This window comes from Enterococcus sp. DIV0660C (assembly GCF_017316125.1).
In the GTDB taxonomy this organism is placed as follows: domain Bacteria; phylum Bacillota; class Bacilli; order Lactobacillales; family Enterococcaceae; genus Enterococcus_B.
In genome coordinates this window covers 15,063-36,923 of sequence record NZ_JAFLWA010000009.1, presented here as the reverse complement: position 1 = coordinate 36,923, position 21,861 = coordinate 15,063, and the positions used below count along the sequence as shown (strand labels likewise).

The following is a 21,861-nucleotide window of genomic DNA, read 5'->3' as shown; positions in this document are numbered from 1 at the left end:
TTAAATTCTATTTATCCTTCACAAATATAAAATCATTTAAATAACTAACTTCTGTTACCTAAGGGAGCATTGATACTTTCTTAGGTAAATTACTTTCCACTAGCACTCGTACTTCGTAAGCAGCAAGGACGATCGTTTGACCGGCGCTTTTCTTTGTTTCAACATCGATACACGGATGATTCAACTTGATTTTTTGCTGGTTCGTTGAAAAATTCATCAAGAAATGGTAAGTTTCTCTGCCATTCGTCCGACTTTGAACTGAAACATCAGTCAGGGGCTCATTTACTAACGGATTTTCTAATTGAAGTTCCGTAATCAGCTCTTTGTAAAAAACCCGTAAAAAATCGACTCCTGTTCGTGCTGCGAAATAATAAGTAGTGCCTTTTTCAACATTATTTTTAGTAAGTGCCGGCGTACCTGCATAAAAATCCTCGGTATATTCACCACAAACAACTGCAGACGTTTTTTCGATTATGTTGCAATAGTCTTTGATGCGATACAAATTTCCAGCATAAAGTATTTGATTGCTTTCCTCTGGATAAAGCATTTCTAATTCTTTCGGAAGAAGCCCAAAAAGTTTTTGCAACGTTTCAGGCCATTCGCCTAAATGAAGCACGTCATTCTCATTCACTACACCAGTGAAATAACTAGCAATCAAGCATCCGCCTTCTCTAACGTATGTGTCAAGATGAGCCATCGTTTTTTTCGTCATCAAATAAAGCATAGGCGCCACAACCAGATCGTAATTCGTAAGATCGTCATCCGGATGTAAGATATCTACGGCGATGTCTTGTTCCCAAAAGACTTGATAATGTTCCTGTAATGTCTGCGGATAACGCCTTGAAGGACGCCCAAATCCACCACCACGTTTTAAAGCCCAATTGCTTTCCCAATCAAACAGAATCGCTACTCTTGCTTTTTTATCGAGCCCCTTTATGGGAGTAAGCGAACGTAAACGATGACCATAGGTGGCTACCTCTTGATAGACACGATTCTCCTGTGAATTATCATGCCCGACCACAGCTCCATGGAATTTTTCAGAGTTAGCTAACGATTGACGCCATTGAAAATACAATGTACTGTCTGAACCATGCGCGAGTTGTTGCATAGCACTTAGTATATGAACTCCTGGTCGTTTCGATTTGTTGTATTGATGCCAATTCACGACGCTAGGTGTTGATTCCATCACTAAAAATGGTTGCTTTTTCAACGAACGAAATTGATCATGAGCATACGCTGACTTCATTGCGGTTTGTACAAGTGATTCATAGTTATTATGCCAGTCAGGATAACTATCCCAGCTTACAATATCAACAGCTTGTGCAAATTTATGATAATCAAGTCCTTCTAAAGGAAAAAAATCATGTTGATCATGTCCTTCTGCCATAAAATTCGTCGTGACGGGAATGTCCGGTGTAATTTCTCGAATAGGTTCAATTTCCGATAAAAAGAAATCAATAGTTCGTTGTGTAACAAAACGTTTCCAATCAAGATCCATTCCATGAACTTTTGTTTCTCCTAAAGGGGAGGGTGGTACTACTTGTGACCATTCGGAATAACGATTACTCCAAAAAGTCATCCACCAAGCACGATTAATAGCATCTAATGTCTGATATTTTTCTTTTAACCAATCCCGCCAAGCTTTTGCACACAAATCACAAAAACATTCACCGGAATATTCATTGCTGATGTGCCATAAAATAAGAGAAGGTCGTTTTCCATAGCGTTGTGCAAGAAGTCTGTTCATTGCTTGAACTTTTTTACGATAGATTGGTGACGTGTAGCAATGATTATGTCTAAAACCATGATGATGTTTTTGTCCATAAGCATTTGTCCGATTAACTTCTGGATATTTTTCGCTTAACCATTGTGGACGTCCACCACTTGGCGTAGCGAGGATAACATTTCCGTCCATCGCTTCCATTTGATCAAAGACCTTATCCAACCATTCAAAGTGATACTCACCTTCGCGTGGCTCTAAACTACTCCATGAAAAAATACCAACAGTAACCGCATTTATATTCGCTTTCTTCATTAATTCTAAGTCTTTTGCTAAGATTTCAGGATGATCTAGCCATTGTTCTGGATTATAATCCCCGCCATGTAGAATACTTTCTCCAGCTACTATTCGTTTCATTTTTTCGCCTCTTCCACTGCTTTGATATGATAGATTACGGATTGGAAGTCTCCTCCCACTTGATAAGTTCCATGATTGGCACCATTAAACGCATATGGTTTTCTGATGCCTACTGCTTCTAAAAATTTCCCGCTAAGCTGTTCTTCTCCTACTTGATAAGTCAGAGCAGGAGTTAAGTGCGTAATTTTTAGAAATTCTTGCGCACTTGGGTTCGCCTGAGCGAGTTTTTGATAATAGCCAACAATAGCTTCTGTCTTTTCTTGATTGATGACACCCCAACACACTTGATTGGGAGTTGGATAGGTAGGTAGAAATTGGATAAATTGACCAGAGGTGAGCAAGGATCGATGTCTTTTATAAAAGGCAATCGTCGTTTTAATTTGCTCTTTTTCTTTTGCTGATAATTGTTGCAAATCTAATTCGTATCCTAACGGTCCAAAGATAGCTACATCTTGTCTAAATTTTAATGAGATTTCACGTAATATTTGGTGATTTGGACTGGCAGACACATGATTACTAAAGCTAGACAATGGATAGCCTAATAATGTGCCACTTTGAATGGTTAATCGTTCCACGGCATCACTATCATCACTTGGCCAAATTTGTGGACTATAAAATAATATTCCCAAATCATAACGTCCGCCTCCACCTGCACATCCTTCAATCAAAATATTGGGAAAATCAGTCAAAATTTTGGTATATAGCTCATACACACCTAAGATATATCGGTGGAAAAACTCACCTTGGTTACGCGAAGTATCTGCCAAATAATTTGAATAAGCTTCTGTAATATTTCGATTCATGTCCCATTTGATATAATCTAGATTTGTTGCCTGTATGATTTTCTTCATTTGAGTATAAATAGCATCGACTACTTGCGGATTTGCAAAGTCGAGAACATATTGACCTCTTCCCATCGAAAAACGTTCATAAGGATGTTTGACGACCCATTCTGGATGTTTCTTATATAAATCACTGTCTGGAGAAATCATCTCGGGTTCAAACCAAATTCCTAATTGCAAATCCATTTGATGGATCTTTTGTGAAAATGCCGTTATTCCATTTGGAAACTTGTGTTTATCAACATACCAATCTCCAAGAGAGGACCGATCACTATCTCTTTTACCAAACCAACCATCATCAATCACAAAGCATTCCATTCCAAGTTCTTTTCCAGACCGAGCGAGTTCGAGTAATTTTTCTTCGTCAAATTCAAAATAAGTAGCTTCCCAATTATTAAAGACAATGGGCCGCACTGTGTGTTGCCATTTTGGATCAATAATATGACTTTCAACAAACGATCCCATCGCTGTACTTAAGCCATTCGTTCCTTGATCAGAAAATAATAACACCGCTTCTGGTGTAACAAATCGTTCATTTATAGCCAATTCCCAACTAAAATGCGCTGGGTGGATCCCCAACATTCCACGAGTATGTTGCCATTCATCAACTTCTGCCTGTGCTAGAAAATTTCCTGAATAAATAAAATTCATCGCATAAACGTCCCCATTGTCGAGACCGGCTTCTTCATGCACAAAAGCTACGAACGGATTGTGCTGATGACTGCTGGCACCTTTCAATGAACCAATTGCTACTGTTCCTTGTTCCAACTTTCTTCTTTTTTCATGTCGCTCTTTCAGCCATGCCCCTGAAAGGTGCGTAAACGCATAATTTGAAGTAGGCAAATGCAATACACCGGAAAGCATTTTATCAATTGTAACGATTTTGTTTCCTTTATTGATTAATTCTTGATTTTGCACAATAACTGGACTATCTTCAAAAATCGTATAATTCAGTATCAAGATTAACTCTCGTTCCTGATCCTCCAAGATTAGCTGAAGCGTCTGAGCATTCTCCCCATAAGTTGCGGGAACAGCCAAATTTCTAGGTTTACTTGTTTGAATTTGATTAGAACAAAAAGAAAAGTCAGTATAAAGAGGATTTCCCTGACAAGTTAATTCAATCGCTCCTTCTTTAAAATCGGTTGTTCCATATACAGGATAGGCTTGAAAGTGATCCGTCAAAGTAAAATCTCGTCCATCTCTAAAGTATTTGACTGTTCCAGCCGATTTATTTTCTTTTTTCGTAAAATAATCGAGTTCTGTTTTCGTAAGCTTTCCTAAAGCTTTTCCGTAGTAAAGCTGCTCAATTTGCCCGTTTTCCATCACATGCAGAATATAGCTAATTGCTTCATTGTGTAGATGGAATAAGCAATCGTCCAATTGTTCAATCATCTGTCAACACCCTTGTCATCCGTTAATTATTTTGTACAATCATCTCAAGATATTGCATTCTTTTTTTCGCACTTTTGTTATAAATAAGTTTATATATTGGTAATGTGAACAATAAACTCAACTGACTTTTCATCTGTTTCAGCTCATTCGTTTCTGAATAGCTCACAAAGTTTGTTCCATTTTCGGTTGTATGAATCTGATAAGTTTGAAGAATTTTTCCATGAGCATGTTGGGTAATCAATTCCAATTTTTTATTGGGAATAATCGTCCCAATTTCAATAGTGCTTTTTACCACTTGCTTATTCACCTTTGTTTGTAAGTATGAATGCACTCGTGTACCTGATTCGATTGTTTCAATCGAATCATTTTTGGACTGAAAATAGCGGAGCTGTTCATTCAGTAAAGCTGAAAAAAAATCAGTAACCTGAGATTGCAATTTCCACTGGTAAGTTAACGTATCTAATCGCATCATTTCACCTACTTAATCAGTTGTTATTGTTTTATCTACATGAATAGTTTCATCCATTTCTACGTCTTTTATTTCTTTTTCTTCACGTAGATATTCATTATCCATTGCCATCAAAAATGGAATCCAAATAGCGGTCATCACAATAACTGTTACAAATTGCAAGATTGCGCCTCTAATCGACCCTGTCCCTAACCAACCAGATAAGATGATGGGAGTTGTCCAGACGACAGTCGCACCTGTTGGTCTTGGTACAAGTCCAGAATAAATCGCAAAATATGAAATAATCGTGGAAACCATTGGTGCAAGTACCCATGGAATGAAAGCCAATGGGTTCATAACCACAGGCAATCCAAATGTCATCGGCTCGGAAACGTTAAAAATAGCGGGTGCGATAATTGTTTTCATTGTTTTCTTCATCCGAATTGATTTTGCAATAAAAAATGCCATAGCAATAGAAACACCTAGCTGCATTCCTTGATTTACGAATACACCCATAAATGTAGTGTTGATAATATGTGGTAATTCAGTTGCTCCTGCTTTATATGCTTCATAATTTTCAATGGCCAAAGCACTCATAATTGGATCAATGATAGCATTGACCACCAATGTTCCATGAATACCAAACCACCAGAAAAACTGTGTGAAAAATACTGCAACTAATACAGCCGGTAGCGTTCCGCCTAATCCCATCAAAGGTTGTTGTAAGATTTGGTAGATAAAGTCGACAGCATTTCCCCATTCGGTAAACGTAAAGAGGTAACGAATTAAATTAAATAAGAACAAAGGGACAGCACCGGGAATAATGGCAACAAATGATTCTGCAATCATCGGAGGAACCGAATCTGGCATTTTAATGGTAAAACCGGAACGACTAATTCTTGAATAAATTTCTGTAGCAATAATCGCGGTCAAAATTCCGACAAACATTCCTTCAGCGCCCAGTTTAGATACTGGAATAAACGAACCCGCCACATCATCTGTACCAAAAGGCAATAACATAATAAAACAAGAAAGTGAAATGGCTCCTGCAAATACTTGCGGTTGTTTATAATGACCAGCCAATTGATAGCCAATTCCGTAAACAATAAATACAGCAGAAATACTCATAGTTGCATTTCCAACTGGGCCAAAAAAATCATTCAAAAATGTATTAAAACTATCTGGTAAATACTGAGCAAAAGCAAATGTTGTTGGGATATTTTGAATAATAATCATAATTGAAGCAAACATTGTAGCTGGAAATGCCATCATAAAACCATCGCGCAAACTAAGTAGATATTTGTTATTGGCAATCAATGTTGCTGCTGGCACCATTTTTTCTGCTAACTTGTCAACAAATTTCATTTTAGAACCCCTTTTCTTTTTTCTTTTTTGTAAACGTTTACCAAAAACAGTATATCTGTTTAGTTAACGTTTACACAAGTGCAAAATAAAAAAAGATTCAGATTTTCGAATCTTTTTTTACAAGTTTTACAAGGAGTCTCTTAAAATCAATTCACTACTACAGATAACACGAATCGGCATGGTTCGTTCTTCAAGCATCCTTTCTTTTGCTAATCTGACCGCCATACGTCCCATTTCCTCTGGATTTGCTTTGACACTCGACAAGCTAGGTGTCATGAATTTTGCCATTTCAATATCATCAAAGCTAGCGACCGCAATATCCTCCGGTATTTTCAAATTTGCTTCATTAATTGCTTTATAAAGCCCTAAAGCCATTGGATCACTTGCAACTATTACTGCTGTCGGACGTGGATCGCTTGCTAATAATTTTTTGCCTAAAGCTAATCCTTCTTCTGGCCCCCAACTTCCTTGATATATTTGACTATATTTTTCAAGATTATTTAACCGCATCCATGTTTTATAGGCAGTAGCACGTACTTCATCTTTGCTTGTCTGCACCTGTCCTTCACTGTCCACTTTCGTACTAAGTCCACCCACAAATGAAATATTTCGATGTTTTTTCTCATACATAGTGTCAAGCAAACTAGCCGTTTTTTGTGCAAAATCTGTTTGGATGCAATCAAAAGGTTGAGTATTGGAATAATTGTCGACTAAAATAATGTTCTTATTAAACAAAGCTAACCGTTTTGTGGCTTCTTCAGTCATTTCTCCAATGACAATAACTGCACCATATTTTTTCAATTGCTCCCAATCTTTATTTTTATCCCTCATATAAAAAGCTTTGACTGTACGGAAGCGCCATCTTGCTGCTTCTTTTTCAATTCCTTTTCGTATTTGTCCAAAATAAGGATCTTCCTGTTCGTCAGCTTCTTTATGTCGAACAATTAAAGCAATTGTTAATTGATCCCCTTTGTTGCGCCCGCCTTTTTGATTTTTCTTAGGTGAGTAATCTAATTGATTCGCGATTTCCAACACTCGAACACGGGTATTTTCATTGATGCTAAACGTCGCATCTTTATTTAAAATCCTTGAGACACTCGCCGCAGAAACACCAGCCAATTTTGCAATATCCCGAATCGACGTCATATATTCCACACTCCTCCATACATCTGTTTAGTAAACAGTTTATCATAAAAACGATTTCATTCAATACTAAAATTGTCTGTTGAACATCTGTCAAATTTAGAGTGGTAATCAAAAATTCTATAGATTTATCTAAACAAAAAAAAAGCTCCATCCCTTGTTAAGCAAGGGATGGAGCTAGCCATTTATTAAGCTTCTTGAGCAACTGGATAAACAGACACTTGTTTTTTGTCGCGGCCTTTACGTTCGAAACGTACTACGCCATCAACTTTAGCAAATAAAGTGTCGTCTCCACCAATACCCACGTTTACACCTGGATAGATTTTTGTACCGCGTTGACGGTAAAGAATTGATCCACCTGTAACAGTTTGTCCATCAGCACGTTTAGCACCTAAACGTTTTGATTCTGAGTCACGGCCGTTAGATGTAGAACCGCCACCTTTTTTATGGGCAAATAATTGAAGATTCATAGATAATAACATAGTCTGCACCTCCTATTTATCAGTAATTGTTTTAATTTGGATATATTCTGAATTATCAGCTTCTATGGATTGTAAACCTAGCAAAAGATTTTCCAATAGAATTTCGGCAATATTCGTTTGTTCCTGTGTCATGATTGAGCTAACTTCGGTATAAAGATACCCGCCATCTTCTTCATTCACGTCAACAATCGGATCAAAACCAGCTAATGAAGCAATCCCGTTGACTGTGCTGATTGCTAATGCAGAAACACCTGCACATACAATATCACTTCCATAAGGACCTGCATCAGCATGCCCTGTCAAAGTAAATGAAACGATTTGACCAGCGTCATTTCGCTTAAATGTTCCTTTGATCATCATTCAGGCCTTCTTTCTCAAACACTAATTAAGCGTTGATTGCGTCGATAACCACTTTTGTGTATGGTTGACGGTGACCTTGTTTGCGGTGTGAATGTTTTTTAGGTTTGTATTTGAAAGTAACGACTTTCTTTTGTTTGCCGTGTTTTTCAACAGTTCCTTCAACAGTTGCACCGTTGATTGTTGGAGCGCCTACTTTTGTAGATTCGCCACCTACTAAGATAACTTCGTCAAAGACAACTTTTTCACCTGCTTCAACGTCAAGTTTTTCAACGTAGATTGCTTGACCAACTTCAACTTTTACTTGTTTACCACCAGTTTTAATAATTGCGTACATGCTATAAAGCACCTCCTTATTTTATACTTAGACTCGCCATCCTAAGTGACAGCTAAGCTGTGCTTACTACTTACTCTGTGCGGTTGTAGCTGTGGAGTCCACAATTACAACGTTACTAGCTTAACAAAATAAATACAATTCGTCAACTATAATTTCTGTTCACACGCACCTATTTTAGTCGCAATTTTCAGGCACTCACTTTATACTAAAAAGAGGAAAATGAAAAACGAAAGTAGATGAATCTATGAACTATCCTACTGAATTGATCAAAGAAGCAAAACAACGAATGAATAATCGACCCGTTGAAGGGTTCGTCGCAGGACAGGGTCCTCTTGAACCAAAAATAATGTTTGTTGGTGAAGCGCCGGGAAAAAACGAAGTTGAGAATCACATTCCTTTTAGTGGACAAGCTGGAAAAGAGTTGATGACTTGTCTTGAAAAATTAAGTTTAACTAGAGCAGATGTTTATATTACTAGTGCTGTTCGTAGCCGTCCTTATAGTACTGTTGAACGAGTGAATAAACGTACCAAGCAAGAAGAAATCGTTTATCCAAATCGAACGCCTACTAAAGCTGAAGTTTTTGCTCACGCACCAATTCTGGATTATGAAATTGCAACAATCAAACCTGAATTGATTGCTACTTTAGGAAATATTGGTCTTCAACGTTTGCTCGGAAAAGACTATACTGTTTCAAGAAATCATGGGCAATTATACGTGGGACCTATTTTAGAGTTGAACAAGCAAAAAACACAATACGAATGGTCAAAAAACACTTATCGTCTTCTTCCCTTATTCCATCCTGCTGCTATTTTTTACAATCGTTCTTTAACTCCACTTATTGAGCATGATTGGGAAACATTAAAGACACTCATCGACGAGACAAAAAAAGGAAACCCTGAGTAATTTCAGGTTTCCTTTTTTATTTTAAGTTGAAGTTTTTTCTTTTTTATTGATTCGTTTCATAGCGTGCATGCAATGCAGATAAGGCGTGTGCTACAGTTTGATGTTGTTCCGTGCCGTCTCCTTGCCATAAATGCTTCATATAATTTTCTACTTCTGGTTGCAGCGAAGTATAAATGACTAGTTGCCCTCTCTTGTCAGCATTCGCTTGAAATTCATCAAAAACAGACAGCGCAGTCAAGTCAATACTCGGAACCCCACGCATCGAAAAGATAATACCATCTTGGTCACTCAACTCAGCTAATTTTGATTTTAATTTTTCTGACGACATGAAAAATAATGGGCCACTGATGTAAACAACTGTCCAATCTTTTAATTTTTCAGTTTCAGGTAAATCCATTCGTTTCCAATCGATGGTTTCTAGTGAAATCGTAATCGCTGCACTTTTCATAACAAAGAAAATGCACCCACCGATAATTCCAATGACAATCGCAATACTTAAATCAAAAATAACCGTACAAATCATTGTTAGGATAAATAGAAGAATAGACGTCCAATATTTTTTTGAAAACAACTCACGGATTGTCTCCCATTCATTCATCCGCCAAGCAGTAACAATCAAAACACCTGCCAATGCAGGCATTGGAATTTGTGACATCACTGGTGCAAAAACAAGCATAGATAAAAATAAAACACCCGCATGAATGATTCCAGCTAATCGCGTTTGAGCACCTGATTTAATTGCCACACTTGTTCGTGCGATTGCTGCTGTCGCAGGAATTCCACCAAAGAAAGGTAATAATAAATTACCGATTCCTTGCGCTACTAATTCTTGATTACTATCTAATGGCTTGTTAGCCATCCTACCAGCAGATGCTCCGCATAATAAGCTCTCTACCATTCCTAAAAGCGCAATACTTACTGCTGGAACCGCTACTTGTTGGATATCTGCCATCTGGAAATCGCTTAAAACTAAACGATTACTACTAATTATTGTTTGCGGAATCTTACCAACTGTTGCCACTGGCAAATGAAAAATCAACATAGCGCCAGTTGCCAGAATAATTGCTAAAAGCGAGCTTGGCATTTTTTGTGCCCAACTTTTCGGATAAAAAGTCATCCCTAGAATCACTAAACTCCCCATGAACAAGGCACTCCAATTAACCGTAAAGCCTAACGACTGATAACTGCTTAATTTTTCAATCACATTTGCTCCTTGTGAATGTACACCAAATAAATTATCCACTTGTCCCAATGCAATAATGATCGCAATTCCTGACGTAAAACCGGTAATTACCGGTGCTGGAATAAAAGAGGTCAATGTTCCTAATCGAAAAATTCCAGCAATCAACAAGAAAATTCCAGCTAAGAAAGTCGCTAGTAACACCCCATGAATTCCTTGCGTCGCTACAATAGACATTAGTATTGCTGCCATTGCACCAGTTGGTCCAGAAATTTGATAAAAACCACCTGACAATCCACCAATGATAACACCTGCTAAAATTGCAGTAATCAGCCCTGCCGCGGCATCAGCACCACTCGAAACTCCAAACGCTAACGCAAGAGGCAGCGCAACTGCTGCAACTGTTACACCTGCCAACAAATCTTTTTGAAACTTTGCTAAATCGTACCCTGAAAATTCTTTTTTTAACAACAAACGATAATTTTTGAACAACCTACAAACTCCTTTTCATGAAAATTTCTTAAAATACAATCATTAGAATAGCATAAGTTTAGTCTAAAAGTAAGAACATTCACAAAGTCCTTTATTATTCATCAGCTTTTCTATTCCTATGACTAAAAAATTGCAAGAAAACTAATTAGAAAAAATAGAACAAGAGGACGACCAACAAACTTCTTTGTTGATTGTCCTCTTGTTGATTTCAATTTTTTACTCAATTGTTTGCCTTTTGCTGTGAAAAAGTCAGCTAGTCAATAATTCGTTGATTTTATTTAAGGTTTTTCAATTACGAACAGTGAAGGACTCATCGAGTTTTAGCAATTTTGTTTCTAATTTAGAATTCCGACTACTCTGCGCGCTCAAAAAATAAATTTCTCTTTTTCCAACAAAAACTTTATCTTCCGCTAGAAACTCCTCAGCCAGTTTTTCTCTACAACAGATACATCGACTTCGTTATTGCCATGAAAATACACGTGCTCGACCGCTGGCAACTGCTTACTCACTGTCTGGATTTCAGCTGCTGTAAATGGAAAATCAGCTAAAATAGTCGCTAATTCCTCAGCTATCCGTAAAACAATGTTGCTCTTCAAACCAAATCGTTCAACAAAAGCTTGGACAAGTTCAATCTTAAACATTGTTTCTTGTTTATTTGAGTACTCCTTCTTACTCATTCTCCCTCTGTTTAACCAAATGAAGGATGGGATAATTTTTTCCAAAACCATCTGTTTCATCTTCTGAAGCAATTGTAAATCCATGTTTCAAATAAAATGCTTTGGCGTTTTTATTTTGTGCATTTACGTCTATTTTTTGAATATTTTTATTTTCTAGTAACCAACTCAACACTTTACTGCCAAATTTTTTTCCAATAAATTCTGGATCGAGAAATAGCATCGCTAACTCTTCATCCTGTGTACCGCTGAATCCTATCAACTGTTCATCCTCGTACCACAATAGTAATTCCACAGCATCCAAGTAATTTGGAATAGCTGCTTTATAAAATTCAAGATCTTTTTGTGATAAAAAATCATGTGTTTTTTTAACTGATTTTTCCCAAACTTCTAACACTTTAGTGTAATCATCTGGCACAGCTTTTTTATACTTCAACATATTTTTTCTCCTTATTTTAATAATATTTTTTGGTATTCTGAATGGATTATTTTTGTATCTATTTTCTCAAAGACATCTAGTTATTTGTTAATAATACGAATTATTTTCCGCTAAATTCTTATCTATTTTGAAGTATCAAATAAACATATAAAAAAAGCTAGCTAACCCAACTTTTTCTAACTTTAACTGAGTAAAAATTTTTTTGCCACAAGTTTGGCACAACAATAAAGAAAAACCGTTAGAAACAAACGTTTCTAACGGTTTTTCTACGTCACAGGAGGGATTCGAACCCCCGACCGTCCGCTTAGAAGGCGGATGCTCTATCCAGCTGAGCTACTATGACCTCACATGTTCATTACATGAATTAGCGCAACAAGGTAATTATAGAGAAACAAAAAGATTCTGTCAATAAGAATTCAGTTATTTAATTACAAAAATTTTTTTTTTAAAATTAACGAAATCATAAAACCCAAATTAAACTTTTTTTCTACCGATCTTTTTATGAAAGATCACATTCGAGAATTAGCTAAACTATTTTCATAAAAAGGCTGGGAATTCAACTGCCCAGCCAAGTAATTATTTTATTTTAACACTAACAGTTTCTTAACTTTTATCGCTTATTCACCTTTGGCTAAGAAGACATCATCGGATTCTTTAGTAATCAGAATTACCCCATCACCCAATGGCAAGATGCTCGATGTTAGTTCCGGATGATTCATGACGACTTTTAGAAACTCATTTAACTTACGATGAATTGCCCGTTTTCCTCTTGGAATTTCTTCATCAGGTAGTAAAATTGTGCCACCTTGAAAAATATCATCTACCATCAGAACACCACCTTTTCTTAATAGACGCAAGCATTCCGGAAGAAATTCAATATATTTTGACTTTGCACTATCCATAAAAATGAAATCGTATGGACCCGTCAATGTTGGTAGAATTTCGGCTGCTTGTCCCTCAAGCAACGTTACTTTTTCCGTCAAACCAAGACGTTCATAATTTTTTTTTGCTTTTTCAATCATCACATCAAAGCGATCAATCGTTGTGACATGGCCTACTTCACTAATAGAAGTTGCCATCAAACTAGATGAGAAGCCAATGGCAGCACCAATTTCTAATATATTTTCTGGTTTCATTTGACCAAGGAAAAATTTCAAAAAGAGTACCGTTTCATGAGGAATAACAGGAACGCCTGCCTCATGCGCCTCTTCTTCAAGCTGTCCTAACTCACCAGGTAATTTTTTTTGTTGTGTTCGCATAAAATCCAGTAATTCTTCCTTGATAACTGGACGATGCATCATTTCATTGCGCATACTTCTCCTCCTCTTTCCAACATTATACTTAGAACAAATTTATTGTACAAGTTACTAAAAGTTTTCTAGGCAAAAAAAGTTCGACAGAAATTCTGTCGAACGAAGTTCTTTATCAAATGATTCTACAATTTTTCTTTTTTCGAAATTCATCTATCGTGTTCCATGTCGTAGCTGCAGTTAAACAAATTGCCACGCCCCAAAATAAAAAATTCATTTTTGAGAAACTGTCTTTAGACAATAAAGCACCTATATAAGGAATTTGAAAAACTGGTTTTCCGATCACACTCCGTGGTTTTATCCTGCCTGATTCGACTTGTGTTTGTGTATCTGCTTTTGTATAAAAATATTCTTGGTTATCACCTACCGCAATCACACGCCGAGTTTTCACTCGCTCACCAGAATTTTCATAATAAGTGATCACATCACCAACTAAAATATCTTCCGCATTTTGTGGTCGCACATAGACGACGCTTCCATTTGAATACAACGGAGCCATATCTTTATCATTGATGATTTGTGGCGTCAAACCAAATAAATGTGGCAATAAAACAACGCACAAGATAATGGCTAAAAATAGAATCAATATGGTCGAGCCAACAAGAGTTATTTTTTTGTTAAAAGGCACCGTTTTCCACCTCATTTTTCTAATTTACTTAAGCAACAATATAATAACATAAAATTTAATCTATTTTTCTTTTTTATTAGAAAAATGATATTTAAAGCTTATAATTTTCCTTATTTTCTTAATTAAATATCGATTTATGTGTTATAAAAGCATTGACTACAAATAAAAAAAAGTTTAACCTAAATGTACTTCAATCAGAAAGGACCGCTACATATGATTCCTTTAAATAACACATATAATAAAAAAGATTTTTTTTCAACAAAAATGAAATGGTTTTCCATAATAATATTATCTTTGTTATTTTTGTTTAGCATTAGCTATTTCTTCTATTTTATCCTTTCGCCAGCAGATAGTGATAAAACAAAAGAAATCCAACAAGCTTGGGATTTTTATTCAAAAGATGACCCTGAAACCCGCTACAATAGTGATTATTTGGAGAAAGTCCCACAAGTTTCTAAAAATGAAACGTTCGTGATGGAGACTACCTTAACAAGAAAACTGGACCAAGCGAATATTTTGTTAAAAGGAAATCATCAATGGATCAAAGTTCAATTAGATCAACAAGTTCTTTATGAACGAGCGGGCGACGCGACTAGCAAAAACCCTGGTTTATCATTAGCGGTCATTGATTTACCCGATAATTATGCTGGAAAGAAATTATCCATTGAAGTTACCTCTCCTTACGTAAATTTTGCGGGAATCCCACCAAAGGTTTATATTGGCACAGCCTCTTCAATGGTCACTTTCATCTTTTCTAAATCAGTCCCACAATTTTTGACTATGATTATTGCAATTTTATTAGCAGTTGGAACATTGATTATGGCGATTTATATCATGTACAAGCAGCAGCGGCTTGATCTTTCTTTGATCTTTTTAAGTTGCTTTGCATTAGTTGTTGGCTTTAGCGCAATGTCTGAAGATATTTTGAGTGGGTTGTTATTTGATCCAATCGTTCACTCTACTCTTTCGCATCTTTTTACCGTTATAAGTGCATTACTCCTGATTTCTTATTATGCGTTGCGCATGGAACGTTATCAACGACTGTTTGGCATTTGGTGCCTTCTTCAGATTTTCTTCTCTTTCTTGCCAATTTTATATGCGCTCTTCACACCAGAAGAGCTTCCTGAGATGATGCAATGGATCAGTATCATTCGAGTTTTCAGCACATTGGTAACTTCACTTGCCTGTATTGGTGAAGCATATCATGGAAATCGCTTTTTCGTTTCCTGTACGCCTTGGATCATTCTGATTGCAATTAGTCACTGCTACTTATTTATTCAAAGTACTTTGGGGAATTATGTCAGCACACTTAACTGGTCGACAATCCTTTACATGATTATTTTGTTAGTCATTGTGATTGACAATATTTCAGAACATATTCGTGCCGTAGATCAAAATATTCGAGAAGCGAATTTTTTGAAAACCAAAACAGATCTTCTTGAAGCACACTATGAATCTTTACGCACACATATGAAAGAAATCAGTACCCTTCGTTTAGACTTTTTAGATCGAATGACAACGATTCAAGCGATGCTACAAACCAGTCAACCAGAACAAGCAGAAAATTATCTGAATGAACTACTTGATGAAGCACAAAAGTTTGAAATCATGACTTCCCTATCGGGACATTCATTGACAAATTTGATTTTGGCACGTTACCAAGAAATCGCAAACAAACAAAGTATTGAGATCCACTTTAATGCCGAACTTCCAAGTGATCTATTTGTTCACGATGACGATTTGACCCAGTTATTGATTCATATCTTGGAGCATTCTTTCAGAGAATCGCATGCAATCGAAAATCCATTACAACGAAAGATTTTTCTTTCGATGCGTGTCAATGATGATGATTTAATTATTCATTGTGAACACAACGCACATTATGATACAAATATTTTTGATCGTGGAATAACAACTGAATTAGAAAGTCAAGAACGCTTTGATTTAATGATGATAAAACTTGTTACTGATAAGTATTCTGGTAAATTGACTCAAGAAAAAGATGAAATTTTTGATCGAGTGACGATTCAACTTTCTCGCATTTAAAAAATGCTAAAAAAAGCTTCCGGAAACAGGTTCCGGAAGCTTTTTTCTTATCGATTTGATCACTCTTTTAATAAAGTAATGAAAGCAAGTCTTCTGACTCGATTGCCCCAAAGTATTTTTTGACGTCGATTGCATCGACTGTTTTTTCTAATGAAGATTTCTCATATTTTTGACCAATCAACGCTTGTTCAACATCAGCGATATTCCCTAAACCAAAAAAGTCACCATAGATTTTTGCATCATCAATCAATCCATCAGCAACATCCAGATGAACTTCAATTGAACCAATTGGAAAACGTTTTTGACGTGAAAAATTGAAATCAGGTGATTTACCGTAGTTCCAATTCCAATTTCTGTAATAGTCTTCAGAAATTTGATTGATTTTTTCCCAATCTGCTTCGGTTAATTGATATTCTTTAATGTCGGCTTCAGACTCTACACCAAAAATTTTCAACAAGATTTCTTGACGAAACTCTTCTGTAGTCATTCCTTGTTTGTCTTTTGGCAAGAATGGTTTGATATTTGTTACGCGTGAACGAATAGATTTGATTCCTTTTGATTCAATTTTGTCTTTTTTCACTTTCAAAGCATTAACAACTTCACTGATATCAGAGTCAAACATAATCGTCCCATGGGCGAACATTCTACCACTTGTTGCATACATTGCGTTCCCAGAAAACTTCATTCCATCAATCACTAAGTCATTTCGTCCTTTTAACTCGGCGCCTGTAACACCTAATTCATGAAGTGCTTGAATGATCGGTTGTGTAACTTTTGCAAAATCGCGGAAAGAATTTCCATCATCAGGCATGATAAAACTAAAATTCAAATTACCAAGATCGTGATAGACAGCTCCTCCACCACTTAATCGGCGAACCACATGGATTCCCTGTTCTTCAACATAGTCCCGATTGATTTCTTCAATCGTATTTTGATTGCGTCCGATAATGATCGAAGGTTCATTGATATAAAAAAGTAGAATCGGTTCATCCAATGGCATTTCTTGTAATAAAAATTGTTCAATTGCTAAATTTACTCTTGGGTCGTGGTTTTCATTCGGTACAAAAATCATGGTCGTCCTCCTAGATTTCAAATACTTTATCAACAGCTGCCAATTCAACGTTCACATCTGGACCAGCAGCTTTTTGTGCTTCATTTCTTAGTTGTTCCAAATCGCCAAATTGAGGTAAATGTGTCAAAACAAGTTTTTTCACTTGTGCTGCTTGTGCCAATTCGCCAGACTCTTTTGACGTAAAATGCGCATGATGCCGTTCATTTCCTTCAAATAAATAAGTGTCTGCTAAAAATAAATCAGCTTCTCGTGCAAACGGAATAAAACTTTCCAAATAACCAGAGTCCCCAGTGAACACGAATACTTTTCCAGTAGCTTCCTCTACGATTCGCATCGCATAGCATGGAACTGGATGGATCGTCTTCATAAAAGTAATGAGAAACGGTCCCACTTTTAATTCTTCTGGTTCATAATAAGCCATTCCTTTTGAGACATTTGGCATACTTAATTCGGCAAAATGAAAAGCATCTTCTGTATGACCATAAATCGGTAATACTGCCTCTGGGTCTTTTTCAGGATGAAGTTGCCAATAGTACTGCAACACACCTAAATCTGCAATATGATCATGATGATAATGACTCAAGATCACCGCATCCAACTCCAGCGGTTCAAGATGTTCTTCCAGTTTGACTAACGTTGCACTTCCTGCATCAATTAGTAAATGGAACTTGTCAGATTGTAATAAATAACCGGTTGTTCCTTGATTTTGATAAGGATAGGCACCTAAACAGCCCAAAACCGTTAGTTTCATCGTACATTCCTCCTCAAAAACTTATCCTACCACAAAAGTAATCTTTTCAATGAATAAACTGCTTACACCTGTGCAAAATATTCTGCAGGCGTGCCTTTTTCATTTCTTGCATGATCATAAAATCCAGCGGCAGTTACGTTAACATAAGCAATGACCCATAATAATCCAAAGACCAACGCCAACGCCCCTAAAATATACCAACCAACGAATGACAACTGCAATAAAATATAAGTGATCCAACGATCCTTCATCAAATACCAAGCATATCGAAGAGCTTGCATCACCGTTAATTCTGGATAATCAAATTTTGCCCAGACAGCAAACTGAAATAAGCCACCCACGATGTTCATTACGATAACTGAGACAAAAAGTAACAGTAACATGCCAAGAATGACACCAAAATCAAGAAAACCATTCTCCGTCACACTAACTGCTACTGTTCCAGATGAATTTAAAATCAGATTGGCATATGAACGAACACCAGACATTAAGATTGTCGGTAAAAAAATCAATGAATTAATCAACCAATTGACTACAGTATTCAATAAATGGATCAGCAACAATGGTACAAAGTATTCCTTTTGAAAAACAACTAATAATAGATTGATTTTTGCCTTCCCACCACGCATCACAAACAAAGCAATATACAAAAGCGAATAAGTAAATGCAAATAGTAAAAAGTTATCTAGCAAAAAGCCGAGAATATTTTCTTGCGAACTCTCAGGAGCAAAAGAAGTAATATTCCCAAAAATCATATCAATGATACCTGAGATCAAGCCAGCCAAGAAGATTAACCCAGCATTAATGCCCCACTGTTCTTTTAACGCTGTACGCGCCTGCGCACGATAGTCTGAGATACTTACTGTTTTATCCATCGATTAATAGCTCCGAATCTTTTCAACAGTTTCATGATCGAGACGTTTGACTAATTCAGTCACCAATTTGACTGTATTTAAATAGTCATCTTCATGAATAACTGACGTATGGGAATGTAAATAGCGAACCGGAACAGTGATTGCAACGGAAGGAACACCATCTCTTGTTAAATGCATTTGACCTGCATCTGTTCCACCACCAGTAATGACTGTGTATTGGAAAGGGATTTCCAGTTCTTCTGCCACATCGATCACAAAGTTCAATAATTTTTTATGTGGAATCATTGACGCATCAAAAATCAAGATTTGTGGTCCTTTTCCTAAAATAGAATCTGCTTCTTTCGGTGTCATTCCTGGTGTATCACCAGCTGTTCCCGTGTCTAATGCAAAAGCAATATCTGGATTCACCAAATGAGTACTTGTTCGTGCACCACGTAAGCCAACTTCTTCTTGAACATCACTCCCCGCAAATAAAACATTCGGATGCCCTTCTTTAGCTAAGTTCTCTAAAACACGTAAAGAAACAGCTGTGCCGATTCGGTTATCCCAAGCTTTAGCTAATAAAAATTTGCCACCATTCAATCGTTTATATTCAATATAAGGTGTAATCATATCTCCAGGTCGAATGCCCCACTCTTTGGCTTCCTTGTCACTGGTTGCACCAATATCAATAAACATATCTTTGATGTCATATGGTTTATTTCTAACTGCGGGGGTTAAAACGTGGGGCGGTTTTGAACCAATCACACCGTGGATCACATCCCCTGCTTGCGTTTTGATTTCAACTTGTTGTGCAAGCATGACTTGTCCCCACCAGCCACCAAGTGTTTGAAACTCTAGGAACCCTTTTTCTGTAATTTTTGTAACCATGAACCCTACTTCATCCATATGACCAGAAATAAATACTTTTGGCCCCCCACCAGCACCATGTTTTGCAATGACACTTCCTAAGCCGTCAAAGAAAATATCATCTGCAAATGATTGCGCGTATTCTTTGAAGACTTCACGCACTTCTTCTTCATTTCCAGGGACACCTTTAGCAGATGTCAATTTAATTAGTAATTCTTCTTCCTTTTTATCCAAATTCGTTCCCTCTTTTCTTATTTAGTAAACTAAATTATACCATTTCTCTATAAGAATGGAGAAAAAGGTTTTCAAGAAAATCGTACAAAAAAAGAAAAAGGGGCATGACAATAGTCTTGTCAAACCTCCTTTTTTGTTCAAAAAGTAACTCCTTCAAAATAAATCTGAATTTCACAAAAAAATTGAGAAGCAAACTTCGAAAATCCATTCTTGTTTATTGAAGCTAGGCACTTCGTTCGCCACCTTACTCATGGTGTTATACAAACAACCTCTTCAACAACAAGTATTTTTTTCTAAACACGAGTAGCAATTTTTAGAAAAAGCATTTCTTGTTGCTTGAAGCTGAACGCTTGGTGCCACAACCTTTTTACAATACTTAATAATGAAACTCTATTAGTTTAACTTATCTGGTTCTTTTTGTTGCCACTCTTTACTATAAAAAGCATTATCCAACTTGTAATGGGTTGGCGCTTGCTTTTCTGCTAAAAACGGTGCAATTTTTTGGTCGGCAGCTAGCCAACCTTGCCAACCTAAATGAATCGTGTCTTCCATAAAGTAGGGTGTATTTGCTTGTTTGGTTAGATCAACAATTTGTCTAAATCCTTGACTGGTTAATTGGAATTTCACTTTTTTCGCAAATTGTTGTAACATCTCTTGAGACAATCCAGTGTAAGCACTCCATTTTTCATTCACCGGTGGAATGATAAACAGCACTTGCATTTTTTGTTTAGCAAGTTGTTCCAAGACTAACTGAAAATCAGAAAATTCTGGTGAATAACAATAATCCCAATTTGTCTGTGACTGCTTTAATTTTTCAATTTCTGGACGCACTCGACGCGTATAAAATTCATTTTTTAGTCCATATGGATTATTGTTCGTTGATTTTTTTCCAATTTTAGTGGCTAATTTTTTCAATTGTGCATCTTGATACACTTCTGGTAATTGTCCAGTTGCCTGATCAATTCGTTTTTGTTTTCCAACTAGACCAATTGGACTAAATAATTCATCTTCTCTTTTCAATAGTTGCCAAGCAGGATAAAGTTTCTTACGATTTTTCTCAGTAGGTAGCCGACCTGCTTTGATTTCTTGGAGCAATTCTGTCAGCGTTTGATTTTCTGTTACTTTAGGAAAGCTTAACAATCGACGAGCGACATAGCGATCAGCTGGTGTCACCTTTTTCAATCCAAAAAGCCAATCATAGGTTTGTAACTCTGAATAATACATATTGAAGTAATCTTTACTTACACCATTCTTAACAAACCATTGAGGAGAGATAATAAAAACTGCTTTCTTCCCTTTCAAACGACTTCCGGCAGATTGCATCAACATAAATTGACTAAATGATTGGGTACCTGGTGCGCCTAATAAAAAGGGCTCATAGTCACGATGATATTTTTTTGCTAAAACACTAGGATGAAAAGGACTGATTCGACTCAATTCACTTGAACCAAAAAAGGGGACATATTTTTCTTCGGCTAACGCTTCGTTTTTGATAGCGTCTCCCTTCAATAAATTACCAGACATTGAACTAGCTGCTTCATGAATAACTTTTGGATCATGTACATTCACACGAAAGGGCGAGATAAATAAGAAAACTAATAATGCGATTGCCAAAACAACTGGTCCAAATATAGCAAAAAGTTTCTTTTTCATCATTAATCCTTTAAGTTTTCTACTTGTGCAATAATCTTATTTGGAGTCGCCCACTCTTCCCGTACAAATTCAGAAACGGGTACTTGAATTCCTAACTCGCCATCTAATTCTACTAATAGCTGAACAGTTGCAAGTGAGTCAAGTAATCCTTCATCAAATAAATTCATATCACGATTGTTTCGAACCTCATCTGTCCCTGTAATATCTGTTAAAATTGTTAAAATTTGTTCTCCCATGTTTATTCTCTCCTT

General features: G+C 36.5%; 21 protein-coding genes, 1 tRNA gene and 1 other annotated feature. Of the genes, 2 read left to right on the top strand and 20 right to left on the bottom strand.

Translation table 11 applies throughout. From position 1 onward, the window contains the following. Positions 1-58 precede the first annotated feature (58 nt). The 8 genes from DOK81_RS02095 to rplU form a co-directional block, all read right to left on the bottom strand. Positions 59-2,137 (bottom strand): beta-galactosidase, encoded by a 2,079-nt coding sequence (locus DOK81_RS02095; RefSeq protein WP_206907645.1) that lies wholly within the window; start codon positions 2,135-2,137, stop codon positions 59-61. Then, a complete protein-coding gene (locus DOK81_RS02090) occupies positions 2,134-4,371 on the bottom strand; it encodes an alpha-galactosidase (RefSeq protein ID WP_206907643.1) in 2,238 nt (745 codons plus the stop codon). Before DOK81_RS02090 ends, DOK81_RS02095 begins: the two co-directional genes overlap by 4 nt. Positions 4,372-4,393: 22 nt before the next feature. Beyond that, positions 4,394-4,840: a DUF3284 domain-containing protein gene (locus tag DOK81_RS02085; RefSeq protein WP_206907640.1), complete on the bottom strand. Its 447-nt coding sequence runs from the start codon at positions 4,838-4,840 to the stop codon at positions 4,394-4,396. A gap of 12 nt (positions 4,841-4,852) precedes the next feature. Beyond that, complete coding sequence (locus DOK81_RS02080; RefSeq protein WP_206907639.1) at positions 4,853-6,184, bottom strand: PTS sugar transporter subunit IIC; 1,332 nt, start codon at positions 6,182-6,184, stop codon at positions 4,853-4,855. A gap of 126 nt (positions 6,185-6,310) precedes the next feature. Then, the gene (locus DOK81_RS02075; RefSeq protein ID WP_206907638.1) at positions 6,311-7,330 is read right to left on the bottom strand and encodes a LacI family DNA-binding transcriptional regulator; all 1,020 of its coding nucleotides are present in this window, start codon (positions 7,328-7,330) and stop codon (positions 6,311-6,313) included. Between the two features lie 185 nt (positions 7,331-7,515). After that, the gene (rpmA, locus tag DOK81_RS02070; protein WP_010751514.1) at positions 7,516-7,809 is read right to left on the bottom strand and encodes a 50S ribosomal protein L27; all 294 of its coding nucleotides are present in this window, start codon (positions 7,807-7,809) and stop codon (positions 7,516-7,518) included. Between the two features lie 12 nt (positions 7,810-7,821). Continuing rightward, positions 7,822-8,166, bottom strand: a complete 345-nt coding sequence (locus DOK81_RS02065) for a ribosomal-processing cysteine protease Prp (protein ID WP_206907657.1) — start codon at positions 8,164-8,166, stop codon at positions 7,822-7,824. Positions 8,167-8,194: 28 nt separating this feature from the next. Next, positions 8,195-8,503 carry a 50S ribosomal protein L21 gene (rplU, locus tag DOK81_RS02060; RefSeq protein WP_206899971.1) on the bottom strand — a complete coding sequence of 103 codons (309 nt, stop codon included), beginning with the start codon at positions 8,501-8,503 and terminating at the stop codon, positions 8,195-8,197. A 19-nt stretch (positions 8,504-8,522) separates the two neighbouring features. Beyond that, positions 8,523-8,598 (bottom strand) — a sequence feature (ribosomal protein L21 leader region). 149 nt (positions 8,599-8,747) lie between these two features. Between rplU and DOK81_RS02055 the strand changes: the two genes are divergently transcribed. Next, the gene (locus DOK81_RS02055) at positions 8,748-9,407 is read left to right on the top strand and encodes a uracil-DNA glycosylase (RefSeq protein ID WP_206907636.1); all 660 of its coding nucleotides are present in this window, start codon (positions 8,748-8,750) and stop codon (positions 9,405-9,407) included. 43 nt (positions 9,408-9,450) lie between these two features. On the opposite strand, the gene DOK81_RS02050 is transcribed toward DOK81_RS02055, so the two are convergent. The 6 genes from DOK81_RS02050 to DOK81_RS02025 all read right to left on the bottom strand — a co-directional run bounded on the left by DOK81_RS02050 (position 9,451) and on the right by DOK81_RS02025 (position 14,130). Further along, complete coding sequence (locus DOK81_RS02050) at positions 9,451-11,079, bottom strand: SulP family inorganic anion transporter (protein WP_206907634.1); 1,629 nt, start codon at positions 11,077-11,079, stop codon at positions 9,451-9,453. Positions 11,080-11,489: 410 nt separating this feature from the next. Continuing rightward, positions 11,490-11,756 (bottom strand): hypothetical protein, encoded by a 267-nt coding sequence (locus DOK81_RS02045; protein ID WP_206907632.1) that lies wholly within the window; start codon positions 11,754-11,756, stop codon positions 11,490-11,492. Continuing rightward, positions 11,749-12,192, bottom strand: coding sequence for a GNAT family N-acetyltransferase (locus DOK81_RS02040; protein ID WP_206907630.1), 444 nt, complete (start codon positions 12,190-12,192; stop codon positions 11,749-11,751). The genes DOK81_RS02045 and DOK81_RS02040 overlap by 8 nt, the downstream gene beginning before the upstream one ends. A 269-nt stretch (positions 12,193-12,461) precedes the next feature. Continuing rightward, a tRNA-Arg gene (locus tag DOK81_RS02035) sits at positions 12,462-12,535 on the bottom strand. A 274-nt stretch (positions 12,536-12,809) separates the two neighbouring features. Then, a complete protein-coding gene (locus DOK81_RS02030) occupies positions 12,810-13,505 on the bottom strand; it encodes an O-methyltransferase (protein ID WP_206907628.1) in 696 nt (231 codons plus the stop codon). A gap of 112 nt (positions 13,506-13,617) precedes the next feature. Next, positions 13,618-14,130: a signal peptidase I gene (locus DOK81_RS02025; protein ID WP_347401433.1), complete on the bottom strand. Its 513-nt coding sequence runs from the start codon at positions 14,128-14,130 to the stop codon at positions 13,618-13,620. Positions 14,131-14,343: 213 nt separating this feature from the next. Here DOK81_RS02025 and DOK81_RS02020 point away from each other — a divergent pair, with 213 nt between their 5' ends. Beyond that, positions 14,344-16,176 (top strand): hypothetical protein, encoded by a 1,833-nt coding sequence (locus DOK81_RS02020; RefSeq protein ID WP_206907624.1) that lies wholly within the window; start codon positions 14,344-14,346, stop codon positions 16,174-16,176. 67 nt (positions 16,177-16,243) lie between these two features. Here DOK81_RS02020 and DOK81_RS02015 read toward each other — a convergent pair whose 3' ends face one another. From DOK81_RS02015 to dltC, 6 genes are all read right to left on the bottom strand, one after another. Next, the gene (locus tag DOK81_RS02015; RefSeq protein WP_206907622.1) at positions 16,244-17,248 is read right to left on the bottom strand and encodes a lipoate--protein ligase; all 1,005 of its coding nucleotides are present in this window, start codon (positions 17,246-17,248) and stop codon (positions 16,244-16,246) included. Positions 17,249-17,258: 10 nt separating this feature from the next. Continuing rightward, on the bottom strand, positions 17,259-17,999 hold the full coding sequence (locus DOK81_RS02010; protein WP_206907620.1) for an MBL fold metallo-hydrolase: 741 nt from the start codon (positions 17,997-17,999) through the stop codon (positions 17,259-17,261). Between the two features lie 62 nt (positions 18,000-18,061). Further along, the gene (locus tag DOK81_RS02005) at positions 18,062-18,874 is read right to left on the bottom strand and encodes a DUF975 family protein (RefSeq protein WP_206907618.1); all 813 of its coding nucleotides are present in this window, start codon (positions 18,872-18,874) and stop codon (positions 18,062-18,064) included. Between the two features lie 3 nt (positions 18,875-18,877). Next, positions 18,878-19,957: a M42 family metallopeptidase gene (locus DOK81_RS02000; RefSeq protein WP_206907615.1), complete on the bottom strand. Its 1,080-nt coding sequence runs from the start codon at positions 19,955-19,957 to the stop codon at positions 18,878-18,880. Between the two features lie 393 nt (positions 19,958-20,350). Beyond that, the gene (gene dltD, locus DOK81_RS01995; protein WP_206907614.1) at positions 20,351-21,610 is read right to left on the bottom strand and encodes a D-alanyl-lipoteichoic acid biosynthesis protein DltD; all 1,260 of its coding nucleotides are present in this window, start codon (positions 21,608-21,610) and stop codon (positions 20,351-20,353) included. 2 nt (positions 21,611-21,612) lie between these two features. Further along, the gene (gene dltC / locus DOK81_RS01990) at positions 21,613-21,846 is read right to left on the bottom strand and encodes a D-alanine--poly(phosphoribitol) ligase subunit DltC (protein ID WP_206907612.1); all 234 of its coding nucleotides are present in this window, start codon (positions 21,844-21,846) and stop codon (positions 21,613-21,615) included. Positions 21,847-21,861: the final 15 nt, after the last annotated feature.